Source organism: Actinospineispora eucalypti (genome assembly GCF_039543365.1).
Classification (GTDB): Bacteria; Actinomycetota; Actinomycetes; order Mycobacteriales; family Pseudonocardiaceae; genus Pseudonocardia; species Pseudonocardia eucalypti.
The window spans coordinates 535,385-548,033 of record NZ_BAABJP010000001.1 but is presented as its reverse complement, the minus strand read 5'-3'; the positions used below and the strand labels follow the sequence as shown (position 1 = coordinate 548,033).

Annotated in this window: 13 protein-coding genes; 6 read left to right on the top strand and 7 right to left on the bottom strand. The window is 71.7% G+C overall.

Annotated elements, in window-relative coordinates; genetic code table 11:
* Positions 1-163 precede the first annotated feature (163 nt).
* The 3 genes from ABEB12_RS02635 to ABEB12_RS02625 all read left to right on the top strand — a co-directional run bounded on the left by ABEB12_RS02635 (position 164) and on the right by ABEB12_RS02625 (position 2,921).
* Positions 164-1,525 (top strand): DNA cytosine methyltransferase, encoded by a 1,362-nt coding sequence (locus ABEB12_RS02635; protein ID WP_345702499.1) that lies wholly within the window; start codon positions 164-166, stop codon positions 1,523-1,525.
* Positions 1,526-1,667: 142 nt separating this feature from the next.
* Positions 1,668-2,456, top strand: a complete 789-nt coding sequence (locus ABEB12_RS02630; protein WP_185058768.1) for a PIG-L family deacetylase — start codon at positions 1,668-1,670, stop codon at positions 2,454-2,456.
* Positions 2,457-2,480: 24 nt separating this feature from the next.
* Complete coding sequence (locus ABEB12_RS02625) at positions 2,481-2,921, top strand: heme-binding protein (protein WP_185058767.1); 441 nt, start codon at positions 2,481-2,483, stop codon at positions 2,919-2,921.
* Between the two features lie 6 nt (positions 2,922-2,927).
* On the opposite strand, the gene ABEB12_RS02620 is transcribed toward ABEB12_RS02625, so the two are convergent.
* From ABEB12_RS02620 to ABEB12_RS02610, 3 genes are read right to left on the bottom strand one after another with little or no spacing between them, the layout of a single operon-like run.
* Positions 2,928-3,203, bottom strand: coding sequence for a DUF6295 family protein (locus ABEB12_RS02620; RefSeq protein WP_185058766.1), 276 nt, complete (start codon positions 3,201-3,203; stop codon positions 2,928-2,930).
* A gap of 3 nt (positions 3,204-3,206) precedes the next feature.
* Positions 3,207-3,950 carry a dienelactone hydrolase family protein gene (locus tag ABEB12_RS02615; protein WP_185058765.1) on the bottom strand — a complete coding sequence of 248 codons (744 nt, stop codon included), beginning with the start codon at positions 3,948-3,950 and terminating at the stop codon, positions 3,207-3,209.
* Positions 3,947-5,440, bottom strand: a complete 1,494-nt coding sequence (locus ABEB12_RS02610) for an FAD-dependent monooxygenase (RefSeq protein ID WP_185058764.1) — start codon at positions 5,438-5,440, stop codon at positions 3,947-3,949. The genes ABEB12_RS02615 and ABEB12_RS02610 overlap by 4 nt, the downstream gene beginning before the upstream one ends.
* A 71-nt stretch (positions 5,441-5,511) precedes the next feature.
* Between ABEB12_RS02610 and ABEB12_RS02605 the strand changes: the two genes are divergently transcribed.
* Positions 5,512-6,102, top strand: coding sequence for a TetR family transcriptional regulator (locus ABEB12_RS02605; protein ID WP_185058763.1), 591 nt, complete (start codon positions 5,512-5,514; stop codon positions 6,100-6,102).
* Between the two features lie 3 nt (positions 6,103-6,105).
* Here ABEB12_RS02605 and ppgK read toward each other — a convergent pair whose 3' ends face one another.
* Positions 6,106-6,852, bottom strand: coding sequence for a polyphosphate--glucose phosphotransferase (gene ppgK, locus ABEB12_RS02600; RefSeq protein ID WP_185058762.1), 747 nt, complete (start codon positions 6,850-6,852; stop codon positions 6,106-6,108).
* A 39-nt stretch (positions 6,853-6,891) separates the two neighbouring features.
* Here ppgK and ABEB12_RS02595 point away from each other — a divergent pair, with 39 nt between their 5' ends.
* Together ABEB12_RS02595 and ABEB12_RS02590 are read left to right on the top strand one after the other, a co-directional pair.
* Entirely contained in the window at positions 6,892-7,191 is a 300-nt protein-coding gene (locus ABEB12_RS02595; protein WP_345702498.1) for a VOC family protein, read from the top strand.
* On the top strand, positions 7,191-8,087 hold the full coding sequence (locus tag ABEB12_RS02590; RefSeq protein ID WP_185058761.1) for an ADP-ribosylglycohydrolase family protein: 897 nt from the start codon (positions 7,191-7,193) through the stop codon (positions 8,085-8,087). Before ABEB12_RS02595 ends, ABEB12_RS02590 begins: the two co-directional genes overlap by 1 nt.
* Positions 8,088-8,138: 51 nt before the next feature.
* Here ABEB12_RS02590 and glgA read toward each other — a convergent pair whose 3' ends face one another.
* The 3 genes from glgA to ABEB12_RS02575 are packed head-to-tail and all read right to left on the bottom strand — an operon-like array spanning position 8,139 to position 12,514.
* Positions 8,139-9,305 carry a glycogen synthase gene (gene glgA / locus ABEB12_RS02585; protein WP_185058760.1) on the bottom strand — a complete coding sequence of 389 codons (1,167 nt, stop codon included), beginning with the start codon at positions 9,303-9,305 and terminating at the stop codon, positions 8,139-8,141.
* Positions 9,302-10,906, bottom strand: a complete 1,605-nt coding sequence (gene pgm / locus ABEB12_RS02580) for a phosphoglucomutase (alpha-D-glucose-1,6-bisphosphate-dependent) (protein ID WP_185058759.1) — start codon at positions 10,904-10,906, stop codon at positions 9,302-9,304. The genes glgA and pgm overlap by 4 nt, the downstream gene beginning before the upstream one ends.
* Before the next feature lie 27 nt (positions 10,907-10,933).
* On the bottom strand, positions 10,934-12,514 hold the full coding sequence (locus tag ABEB12_RS02575) for a substrate-binding domain-containing protein (protein ID WP_185058758.1): 1,581 nt from the start codon (positions 12,512-12,514) through the stop codon (positions 10,934-10,936).
* Positions 12,515-12,649 lie beyond the last annotated feature (135 nt).

Sequence of the window (12,649 nt, the reverse complement as noted above, 5' to 3'; positions counted from 1 at the left end):
GAGTCCGTGATCCGGGTACGTCGAATCGGGAACCCGGGTACGGCGGGTCGGGGATCTGGGTACGCGGTCGCGCGCTCTGAGGCACGGCATCGCGCACTCTCGCGCACGGCCGCCGCCGGGCACCGGCCCGGGGCGATGGGCGCGCTGGGTATGGTCCCTAGCTGTGGCGGAGCCCGGGTTGACCAGCGTGGAGCTGTTCAGCGGCGGCGGCGGGCTGGCGTACGCGATGCACCGGACCGGGTTCCGGCACCTGCTGGTGAACGAGCTGGAGCGGCGGGCCTGCGAAACGCTGCGCGGAAACGCCGGGGACTGGCCGCTGGTGCCCGGCGACGTGCGCGAGCTGGACTTCGCGCCGCTGGCCGGCAAGGTCGACGTGGTCGCCGGCGGGGTGCCCTGCCAGCCGTGGAGCCTCGGCGGCGCGCACCGGGGCTACGACGACCCACGCAACCTGTGGCCGGAGCTGTTCCGCTGCGTGCGGCAGACCCGGCCGCGCGCGGTGATCGCGGAGAACGTGCGCGGCCTGCTGCGGCCGTCCTTCCGGCCGTACTACGAGTACATCCTGCGGGAGCTGGCGCTGCCGTTCGAGCGACGGGTGGACGGCGAGGACTGGCGCGACCACGACCAACGGCTGACCAAGGCCCTGGCCCGGGCGAACGGCGACGACACCGAGCGCTACGACGTCTTCTGCCTTCCGGTGAACGCCGCCGACTACGGCGTCCCCCAAATCCGCCACCGCGTCTTCGTCATCGCGTTCCGCCGCGACCTGGCCCTAACCACCTGGGCACCCCCGGGACCCACCCACTCCGAGTCCGCCCTCCTGGCCACCCAAACCGACGGCACGTACTGGACCCGCCACCACCTCCGCCGACCCGGTGGGTCGGGTCTGTCGGCTCAAGGTGCCGGGAGCGTCGACCCGGTGTGCCGGGAACGCCGACTCGCGGATCCGGGAAGGCTCGTGTCGGCTGGTCCCGGAGGACTCGTGTCGGCCGGTCCCGGACGGCTCGTGCCGGCTGGTCCCGGAGGACTCGTGTCGGCCGGTCCCGGACGGCTCGTGCCGGCCGATCCGGCGCACTCCGAGTCGGCTGCTCCGGCACAGCCGGCCGAGCGGGGCGGCCCGCGCACCCCGTGGCGGACCCTGCGCGACGCCACCGCCGACCTGCCCGAACCCGTGGGCGACCGGATCGAGCACCCGGACTGGCTGCACCACTTCGGCTGGCCGGGCGCGCGGGTCTACCGGGGTCACACGCCGAACGAGCTGGACCGGCCGGCCAAGACGGTCAAGGCGGGCGTGCACGGGGTGCCCGGCGGCGAGTCGGTGCTGCGCCGCGACGACGGTTCGATCCGCTACCTGACCGTGCGCGAGGTGGCCCGGATCATGACCTTCCCCGACCACTGGTGGCTGGCCGGGCCGCGCGGTGAGCAGATGCGCCAGCTGGGCAACGCGGTGCCGGTGCTGCTCGGCGAGGTGATGGCGTCAGCCGTAGGGTCAGCCCTATTGTCCGACCGCCACCAGCGCCTGGCATAATGGTCGACGTGATCAACGTTGCCGACAGCCGCACGCTGAGCTGTCGCTGTCTGGGGTGCTGTCGCAGCTGTCGCTGCATCTGACCTCCCCCTGACAGTTCGGCCGCGTCGGCGCGGCCTCGGCGCATCGGATCACCTCAAAAATGCACAACCTCGCGGATCTTCGCGGTCAGACCGTTCTGGCCCTGCACGCGCACCCCGACGACGAAGCAATCTTCACCGGCATCACGCTGCGCCGGCTGGCCGACGCGGGCGCCCGGGTGGTGCTGGTGCTGGCCACCGCCGGCGAGCTGGGTTCCTCCCGCCTACCCCTGGACGACGGCGAGACGGTGGCCGCGCGGCGGATCGCCGAGCTGGAGCTGGCCGCCGCCACGCTGGGCGTCGAGCGACTGGTGCTGCTCGGCCGGCGGGACTCCGGGCTGCCCGGCTGGGCCAGCCACAACCACCCGCTCGCGCTGGCCGCCGCCGACCACGACCGGCTGGCCCGCCAGGTCGCCGAGCTGGCCCAGGAAGAGGGCGCCGGCACGCTGATCTACGACGATATACAGGGTGTATACGGGCACCCGGACCACCGGGCCACCCACAGCATCGGCGCGGGCGCCGCCGAGCTGACCGGCGCGGTCGGCTACCGGATCACCGTGGACCGGGACCGGCTGCCCGGCGAACACCTGGTCCACGCGGCGGCGGCATCGGCCGGGGTCAGCTTCGGGCGGGCCGGCGAGGAGATCACCCTGGCGGTCACCGGCGATGCCGGCGAGCTGGCCAGCAAGCGGGACGCGATCATGGCGCACGCCAGCCAGGTCGACCCCGGCCGGCTGCCGGCCGACGCGTTCGCCGCCGGCTACCGCACCGAGTGGTTCCACCACGAGGGTGCCCCCGGCCTGCTGCACCTGCTCGCCGACACGCAGACAATGGCCGGCGCGCTCGGCTGATAACGCTCCCGTAGCGTCGGTCGCGTGACCGACACTCCCCGCCTCCCCGGACTGACCCTCGCCGACGCCGACCAGTTGGTACGGACCGCACTGGACGTCGGCGCCGAGCGCGGTTTCGCACCCCTGGCGGTGGCCGTGATCGACGTCGCCGGCGAGGTGATCGCGCTCCGCCGCGCGGACGGCGGCATGCCGCTGACCAGCCGGATGGCCGTGGCCAAGGCCCGCACCGCGCTGCGCGCGCTGAAGCCGTCCGGGCTCACCGACAAGCTTCCGCCGGGGATCATCGCCGGCCTGCAGCACCTGAACAGCGGCGACTTCGTCCCGCGCGCCGGCGGGATTCTGGTGACCGAGGGCGGAGTCATCGTGGGCGCGGCCGGCGCCTCCGGCGCCCAGTCCGACGAGGACGAGGCCGCCGTGCAGGCCGCCGTGGACCGCTGGCACACGAACCGGGGCTCGACCGCGTAGCGGCTTCTAGGGCTGATCCTTTGAAGCCAGCCCGGACGGGGCGGACGCGATCGCCCGGTGAATGGCGTCGGCCAGCGCGAGCGCGGTTTCCTCGGTGAGCTCCAGGGCGACCCGCGCGGACGGACCGAGCGCCGGGTTCAGCACGTCCACGTTCACCGTGTGGGTGTACTGCGCGTGCACCGGGTGATCCACGTACACGATCGCCTCCGTGCCGGCGAACCAGCCGTGCGCGCCTTTCCCGCTGCCGTCCACGGCGATCTTCTCGGTCAGGTAGGTGCACATGCTTCAGGCCCCCAGGTTGGTGCGGAAGAAGGCCAGGATGTGTGACCAACCGTCCACCGCGGCCGCCGGGCGGTAGGCGGGGCGGTCCACGGAGAAGAAGGAGTGGCCGGCTTCGTCGTAGCTGTGGAACTCGTGCGGCTTGCCCAACCGGGTCAGCTCGGCGTCCAGTGCCGCCACCGACTCGGGCGAGGGGAACCGGTCCTCCGCGCCGAACAGCCCGAGCAGCGGGCAGCTCAGGTTCGGCGCCAGGTGCAGGATCGGCTGCATGGTGGGCGGCATGCCCTCCGGCGGGTCCTCCACCACGAATGCGCCGTAGCAGTCCACCGCCGCGTCCACCTGGAGCGAGCAGGCGGCGAGGAAGGTGTGCCGGCCGCCGGAGCAGTAGCCGATCACGCCGATCTTGCCGTTGGCGCCGGTCAGCCCGCGCAGGTGGTCCGCCGCGCCGGCCACGTCACCGACCAGCCGTTCGTCCGGCACCCCACCGGCCGCACGCGCGGTGGCCGCCGCGTCGTCCGGGGCGGCGCCGGGCGCCTCCCGGTGGTACAGGTTCGGGCACAGGGCGTCGAACCCCTCCGCCGCGAACCGGCGCACGATCTCCTTGGTCTCCCGGTCGTAGCCGGGCATGTGGTGGATCACCACCACCCCGCCGCGCGGCTGCTCGCCGGACGGCCGGGCCAGGTAGGCCTCGATCTCGTCGCCGCCGTGCCCGGTGATCGTCACCGTGCTCGCCGTCAGTTCGTCGATCATGCCCGCACCCTTCGCTGGTCGCTGTCCGTTCCCGCCGAGTTGACCACGCCGGCGCCCGCCGCGCCGAGGTACCCGGCGATCTCCGCCGCGTCGAGTGACCGGGTGCCGATGTAGCCGTCCGGGCGGACCAGGACCAGCTCGCCGTCCCGCGCCGCGTACGCCCGCCGCGCGTGCCCTTCGTGGTCAATCACGTCCCGGCCGATGTATGCAGTCGGTATACCAAGGGTGTGCTCGGGATGGCCGAAGTCGAGCAGCGTCCAGTGCGGTCCCCGGAACAGCTCGAACAACCGCACCGGCTCACCGGTCGCGGTCCGGCAGAGCGCGTCCGGCGCGCGGTCTCCCGGGTTCGGGCCATCGGCGTCGACGGGCGGGGCCAGCGGCCCGCCCCGGTAGCTCACGCCGAGCTGCAACGCCTCGGTCCGGTCGGCGGCGGGGCGCGCGCCGGGCACCTTGTCCATCAGCCGGTTGGACAGGCCCAGCACGCCGGCGGCCACCGGCAGCCGCTCGGCCTGGTACGTGTCCAGTAGTGACTCGGGAGCGCCGGCCAGCACGTGCGCCAGCTTCCAGCCCAGGTTGGCCGCATCCTGCACACCGGTGTTCAGGCCCTGCCCGCCGGCCGGCGAGTGCACGTGCGCCGCGTCGCCGGCCAGAAACACCCGGCCCACCCGGTACCGGTCCACCATCCGGACGTTCAGCCGCCACTTGGACAGCCAGGTCGCCCGGCGCAGCCGCACCCGGCCGGGGCCGATCACGTCGTCGACGATCCGCTGGCAGTTCGCCAGGCTCGGCTCGTCCGGCTGCCCGGGCGGCAGCGGCGCCTGGAACTGGAAGGTGTCCGTGGCGGGCAACGGGCAGAGCGCCACGCCCCGGAAGTTCTCGCCCAGCCAGATGTGCCAGTGGTCGCGGTCCAGCCCCTCCAGCTCCACGTCCCCGACCAGCATCCGCACGCTCTCCGTGGTCTCGCCGAGGAAGGGCACGCCGAGCAGCCGGCGCACCGTACTGGACCCGCCGTCACAGCCGATCGCGTAGTCGGCGCGGGCCTCGGTGCCGTCGGCGAACCGGGCCACCACGCCGGCCTGGTCCTGCTCCAGCTCCGTGACGCCCCGGCCCCACTCCACCTCCACGCCGTGCGAAGCCAGCCGCTCGCGCAGCACCTGCTCCGTCCGCCACTGCGGAATGATCAACGAGCGGCCGTAGGGGCTGTCCGGGCCGGGCTCGGCCCCCTCGTTGAGGTCCACCAGCTGGAAACTGCCGTCCGGGTGGTAATGCCGCGCGAGCAGCCGCGACCGACCGGTGGCGATCAGGCGGCCGCTCACCCCGAGGTTGTCGAGTATCTCCAGCGTTCGGGGCTGCATGCCCTTGCCCCGAGATCCGGCGAACGGCGCCTCGGCGGCGTCCACCACGCGCACGTGTATACCCCAGCTGGACAACACGCATGCAGCCGTCAGGCCGGTCGGCCCGGCCCCGATCACCAACACCTGTCCGCTCATGGAACCCAGCATAGCGCGCGTATGAGACCCAGTCTCAATATCATCTCAGTCTCAGATGCTAGCCTCTACCCATGGCCGGACTGCGCGAGCGGAAGAAGGCCCGCACCCGCGCCGACCTGCAGCGGCACGCGCTGCGGCTGTTCCGCGAGCAGGGCTACGCGGAAACCACGGTGGACCAGATCGCCGCCGCCGCCGAGGTCTCGAGGGCGACGTTCTTCCGGTACTTCCCGAGCAAGGAAGAGGTCGTCTTCTACGACGACGTGGACCCGCTGATGGAACGCGCGTTCGCCGCCCAGCCGTCCGGCACGCCGCTGCTGGTCGCCATGCGGGCGGCGCTGCGCGAGGCGTTCGAGTCGCTCACCCCGGAGAAGCGCGAGCTGGAAGAGCTGCGCATGGAACTGGGCCGCACGGTGCCCGAGCTGCGCAATGCGCGACAGGCCCAGTTCGGCGTGGTGGAGATATCCCGGGGGCTGGCCGAACGGCTCGGCCGGTCACCGGAGGAACTGGACGTCCGCCTGTTCGCCGGGCTCATCTGCGGCGCCCGGCTGGCCGCCCAGGCGATCGCCGACCACCCGCCCGGCAGCTCCTACATCGAGGCCATGGACGCCGTGCTCGGCCGGCTCGCCGAGGGCGTCCCGCTGGCCGACGAGCCACTGCCCTGAGGGTCAGTCCCGCTCGGCGGCGAGCACGGCGGCGCCGACGATGCCGGCGCTGTTGCGCAGCTTCGCGGGCACGATCTCGGTGCGCGTCCGCACCAGCGGCAACCAGCGGTCGGCCTTCTTGCTGACCCCGCCGCCGAGCACGATCAGGTCCGGCCAGAACAGGTCCTCCACGTGGCGGAAGTACCTGGTCAGCCGCTCCGCCCAGGCCTCCCAGGAGAGCTCTTCCCGCTCCCGGGCGGAGTCGGCCGCGCGCGACTCGGCGTCGTGCCCGTCCAGCTCCAGGTGGCCGAGCTCGGTGTTCGGCACCAGCTTGCCGTGCACCACCAGCGCGGAGCCGATACCGGTGCCGATCGTGCACACCAGCACCACGCCCCTGTGCTTGTGCGCCGCGCCGAACCGGACCTCGGCCACGCCGGCCGCATCGGCGTCGTTGACCAACAGCGCGCGCCGTCCGGTGACCCGCTCGAGCAGCTTGTGACCGTCGGCGCCGATCCAGGCGTCGTCCACGTTGGCGGCCGTGCGCACGATGCCGTGCTGGATCACGGCGGGGAAGGTGCAGCCGAACTCGCCGTCCCACTTGAAGTGGTCCAGCACCTCGCGAACCACCTCGGCGACCGCCTCCGGGGTGGACGGCTGGGGGGTCGGCACCCGGAACCGTTCCTCGGCCAACTCGCCTTTGTGCAGATCGACGGGCGCACCCTTGATGCCGCTCCCGCCGATGTCCACGCCGAACCCGAGGTGCTTGCTCATTCCCCCATTCTCCGGGGCCCGCCTGGGTACCGTGCACGGGTGGTGCGCACTCGGCTGCTGGTTCTGTATACACAGCGCATTACGGAGTGCCGGGAGTTCTACACCCGGCTCGGCCTCACGTTCGTGCGCGAACAGCACGGGATCGGACCGGAGCACTACGCGGCCACCCTCGCGGACGGCCTGGTGCTCGAGCTCTACCCGGGTACGCCGGAGCGGGCCACCGGCGCGCTGCGGCTGGGCTTCGAGCTCGAACCGGGCGGCCCGGCCGAGGGAACCGGGCTGGCCGAGGGAGTGCACCGCGATCCGGACGGGCGAGCGGTGGAGGTGCGGGTTCACTGATGTTGGTCGAACTGGCGATCGGGGACGCCTACGGCGCGGGTTTCGAGTTCGCCGCCAGCGAGGAGGTCGAGGAACACAACACGCTGCACGGGTACCGCCAGCATCCCCGGCACCGGGGGATCAGGCCGGGCATGTACACCGACGACACGCAGCTGACCCTCGCGGTCGCCGAGCTGTTGCTGGACGGCGACCCGTGGACCCCGGAGAACCTGGCCGACCGGCTCGTCGACGCCTACCACCGGGACCCGCGCGACGGCTACGCCAAGGGGTTCCGCGCGCTGCTGGACGCCAACCGCACCGGTGCGGAGCTGCGTGCCGCGATCGCCCCGGCCAGCGACCGCAGCGGCGCGGCCATGCGCGCCGGACCGATCGGCCTGCTCCCGGACGTCGACGAGGTGCTGCGACTCGCCGAGATCCAGGCCAGGGTCACCCACGACACGCCGGCCGGTATCGAGTCGGCGCGGGCCGCCGCGCTGGCGGTGCACTACTGCCACCACCGCATCGGCCCCACCGAGCGGGTCGCGCACTGGATCACCGAGCGGCTGGACGGCGCCGAGGACTGGTCCGTCCCCTGGCAGGGCAAGGTCGACGCGCTCGGCGTGATGTGTGTGCGCGCGGCGTTGACCGCGCTCAGCGGTAAGCGCCGGCTAACCGATCTACTCTCTGTATGCATCGGATATACAGGCGATGTGGACACGGTGGCCACCATCGCGCTGGCCGCCGGCTCGCGGGCCGCCGACGTCGAGCAGGACCTACCCGCGCACCTCTACGACACCCTGGAGAACGGCCCGTTCGGCCGCGACTACCTGGCCGACCTCGACGCCCGGCTGCTCGACCGCTGGCCAGGGCCGACCCCGTGCGCTGAAGTGACTGAACCAACCTGCCGAAGTGACTGAACCAACCTGCTGAAGTGACTGAATCGGCCTGCTGGGGTGACTGAATCGGGGTTAGAGGTCTTCGTAGACGGCTAGGGTGTGGTCGGCTATGGCGTTCCAGCCGTATTCGGCGACCACGCGGTCGCGGCCGGCCTGGCCCATCTCGCGGGCCCGCGCCGGGTTGTCCAGCAGCTCGTTCACCCGCTCGGCGAACGCCGCCTCGAACTCGCGGGGGTGCGCCTCCGAGTAGGGCACCAGCAGCCCGGTGACGCCGTTGCGCACGACGTCCGGGATGCCGCCGACGTCGCTGGCCACCACCGCCGTCTCGCAGGCCATCGCCTCCAGGTTCACGATGCCCTGCGGCTCGTAGACCGAGGGGCAGGCGAACACCGTCGAGCCGGACAGCAGCTGGATCACCTCGTCGCGCGGCAGCATGTGCTGGATCCAGTGCACGCCGTCGCGGCTGGCGCGCAGGTCGTCCACCAGGGAGCGGAACTCCAGGCCCAGCTCGTGCGTGTCCGGCTCACCGGCGCAGAGCACCAGCTGCGCCTCGGGACGGAACGCGGCGGCCGCGCGAACCAGGTGCGGAACGCCCTTCTGCCTGGTCACCCGGCCGACGAACAACACGGTCGGCCGGTCGGGGTCCAGGCCGTGCTTGACCCACGCGTCCCGCGCGTCGGTGTACGCGTAGAGCGTCGAGTCGATCCCGTTGGGCACGATGTGTACCCGGCCCGGGTCGATCGCCGGGTATACATTGAGTATGTCCGAGCGCATGCCGTGGCTGACCGCGATGATCGCGTCGGCGGCCTCGATCGCGGTGCGTTCGGCCCACCGGGACACCCGGTAGCCGCCGCCCAGCTGCTCCTCCTTCCACGGCCGCAGCGGCTCCAGCGAGTGCGTGGTGACCACGTGCGGGATGTCGTAGAGGAGTTTGGCCAGGTGACCGGCCATGTTGGCGTACCAGGTGTGGCTGTGCACCACGTCCCGGTCGGCCACCGCCGCCGCCATGGACAGGTCGATGCCGAGGGTGGCCAGCGCCGGGTTGGCCCCGGCCAGGTCGGCCGCCGGGGTGTGCCCGGTGGCCAGCACTCCACCGTCCGGGCCGGTCCGCCGCTCGCCCCAGCAGTGCACGGCCAGGTCCACCCGGGAACGCAGCTCACGGGCCAGGAAGTCCACGTGCACGCCGGCGCCGCCGTACACGTTGGGCGGGTACTCGCGGGTCAACAGGCCGACCTTCACGCCAGCGCTCCGGCCACCACGTCCTGGGCCTCGGCCTGGATCCGGGCCAGGTGGTCAGGACCGAGGAAGCTCTCCGCGTACACCTTGTATACATCCTCGGTACCGGACGGGCGGGCGGCGAACCAGCCGGAGGCGGTGGTCACCTTCAGCCCGCCCAGCGGGGCGCCGTTGCCGGGCGCCTCGGTGAGCTTCCCGGTGATCGGCTCCCCGGCCAGCTCGGTCGCGGTCACGTCCCCGCCGGACAGCTTGGCCAGCCGGGCCTTGGCCTCCCGGGTGGTGGCCACGTCGGTTCGGGCATAGGCCGGCTCTCCGAACTTCGCGGTCAGCTCGGCGTAGCGCTGGGACGGGGTCAGGCCGGTGACCGCGGTGATCTCCGAGGCCAGCAGGGCCAGGATGATGCCGTCCTTGTCGGTGGTCCACACCGAGCCGTCCCGGCGCAGGAACGACGCGCCCGCGCTCTCCTCGCCGCCGAACCCGATCGCCCCGCTCAGCAGACCCGGCACGAACCACTTGAACCCGACCGGCACCTCCACCAGCCGCCGGCCCAGCTCCCGCGCCACGTTGTCGATCATCGACGAGCTGACCGCCGTCTTGCCCACGCCGGCGTCGGCCGACCAGCCGTCCCGGTGCCGGTAGAGGTAGTCGATGGCCACGGCGAGGAAGTGGTTCGGGTTCATCAGGCCGGCGTCGGCGGTGACGATGCCGTGCCGGTCCGAGTCGGCGTCGTTGCCGGTGGAGATCTGGAACTCGGCGCGGCGCCGCACCAGTGAGGCCATCGCGTACGGCGAAGAACAGTCCATCCGGATCTTGCCGTCCCAGTCCAGCGTCATGAACGCGAATCGGGGGTCGGTCGCCGGGTTGACCACGGTCAGGTCCAGGCCCAGCCGGTCCGCGATGGCTCCCCAGTAGGCGACCGATGCGCCGCCCATCGGGTCGGCGCCGATGCGGATCCCCACATCCCGCACGGCGTCCAGGTCCAGCACCGCGGGCAGCGCGGCCACGTAGTCGCCGAGGAAGTCGTAGTTCTCGGTGGCCGCCCGCTCGAACGGGGTGCGCCGCACACCGGCCAGCCCGGCCCGGAGCAGCTCGTTGGCCCGGTCGGCGATCCACCCGGTGGCGTCGGTGTCGGCGGGGCCACCGCTGGGTGGGTTGTACTTGAAGCCGCCGTCCGGCGGCGGGTTGTGCGAAGGGGTGACCACCACGCCGTCGGACCCGGGGTGCCGCAGGATCGCCAGCGATACGGCGGGGGTGGGCGTGAACCCGCCCTCCACCAACACCCGCACGCCGTTGGCCGCGAACACCTCGACGGCGGTGCGCCAGGCCGGCTCGGACAGCGCGTGGGGGTCCCGGCCGAGGAACAGCGGGCCGGTGGTGCCCTGCCCGGCGCGGTACTCGCAGATGGCCTGGCTGGTGGCCGCGATGTGGTCGTCGTTGAACGTTCCGGCCAGCGACGAACCCCGGTGGCCGGAGGTGCCGAACGCCACCCGCTGGACCGGGTTCTCCGGGTCCGGATGGATGTCGTGATAGGCGGCGAGCAGGGCTTCGAGATCGATCAAGTCTTCGGCTTGGGCGGGAGTCCCCGCGCGCGGGTGCACAGCCATGCGCACACCCTAGTAGGCGTTATCGCGCTAGGGCGTCGTCGACGCGGAGGGCCGGCAGAGCACCGGGTTGCCCAGCTCGGCACACGGGCGGTGGCCGTGCGCACGCACCACGTCCTTGCCCACCTGGTTGGTCAGATAGCGCAGGAAGCTGGCCGCCAGAGAGTCGGCCTTCGGCTCGCCGTAGGTGTAGGCGTACTCGGTCTGCCAGTAGGGGTAGGCCGAGTGCAGGGCGCCTTCCAGGGTGGCCGCGTGCCCGTCGATGCGCACCGGCAGCACGTCCGTCCGCCCGGCGGCGATGCCGAGCTCGCTGTAACCGACCGCTCCCGGCACCTGGGCCACCGCGTCGAGCACGTCCTCGGTGGAAGCCCGGGAACAACGGACCACCCCGGCCGGTGCGCCGGCGCCCGCCTCCCGGCAGTCGTTCGAGTTGTCGCCGGGCACCCACTTGCCATTCAGCACCTGCTGTTCGAGAGTTCGCCGGGTGCCCGAATCGGAATGGCGGTTGACCAGGCGCACCGGCACATCCCGTCCACCAACGTCACGCCAATTCGCAATTTGCCCGCTGAAGAGTCGCCTTATTTCGTCGAGACTCAGGTCCTGCACACCGGCTTCCTTGTTCACCACCAGGGTGAAGAGAGAGAAAGCGACCGGGCGCGGCAACAACTGGGGAAAGCGGTCCGGCTTCTCCCCGTCGGAGAAGGTCAGTGCCGACGGCCCCTCCGGGCCGGCGGTCCGCCCCCGCTGCTCCAGCGTGATGAGACCCTCCAGGCTGCCCTTGGCGTCGATGGTGAAGTCGGAACCCGGGCAGCTGGCCGCGTAGAGCCGGCCGGCCTCTTGCAGCACCGGCACGAACGCGGTGGAGCCGACCAGCGCGAGCTTGCCCCGCGCGCAGTCCAACGGCGCGCTCGCCGGCTCCAGGAACAACGAGTAGACCAGCTGGCCGGCGCTCACCAGCATAAGGAAGGCGATGAGGGCGGCCATCGGTTTGGACAGACCGGTGGTGTGGCTCTTGGTCAACATGATGTCCCCGGTGCCGGCGCCACCGGTGATCGCGCCGATGACCCGGGGTTTCTTCTGCTCGTCGTCGACCTCGTCGACCCGCTCCAGCAGGGCCAGCACCTTGTAGTGCCCCCGCCGGTTCAACGTGACCTTCGGCAGGTCGATGATCCCGGTCGTGCGCCGCTGGTCGCCCTCCACGATCTCCCTCGGCTGGAGGCCGGAGTCCGCTCCGAAGCTGTCCCGCAGCGACTCCGTGCTGAACTCGGTGATCGCCATGCCGACCACGCGGCGACCCGGGAAGTGCACGTGCAGGCCGACCTTGTGCTCCTCGGGCACCGCATAGTCGCCGGGCCTGATGCTGCTTATGCCGCTGTTCTCGATGCGCAGCAGGGCGAACGACGGATCGTCCAGTCCTCGTCCGTTCTCCAGCTTGAGCTTCGCGAAAGCATCCGCCTCGGCGGATTGGGTCAGATCCCGGGCGGAGGTATCCATCTGCACCCGATAGCCCAGGCGTTTGCGCCCGGCCACACCGAATTCCCAGACGAACGCGATGATCGGAACCACGAGTCCGACGATCGACAGAATCGTGCCCCAGGGGATTTCGTCCACCGTGTGCAAGTTATGGCATCAACCCGATCATCGTGGGCGAGTTCACCAGATGTTTGCTTTTCCCGCCGGCCGCTACACTTGCCGGCACAACACCAAAAATGGTCAGCGCCGTGGCGGTAGGTGGGTGCGCTGGCC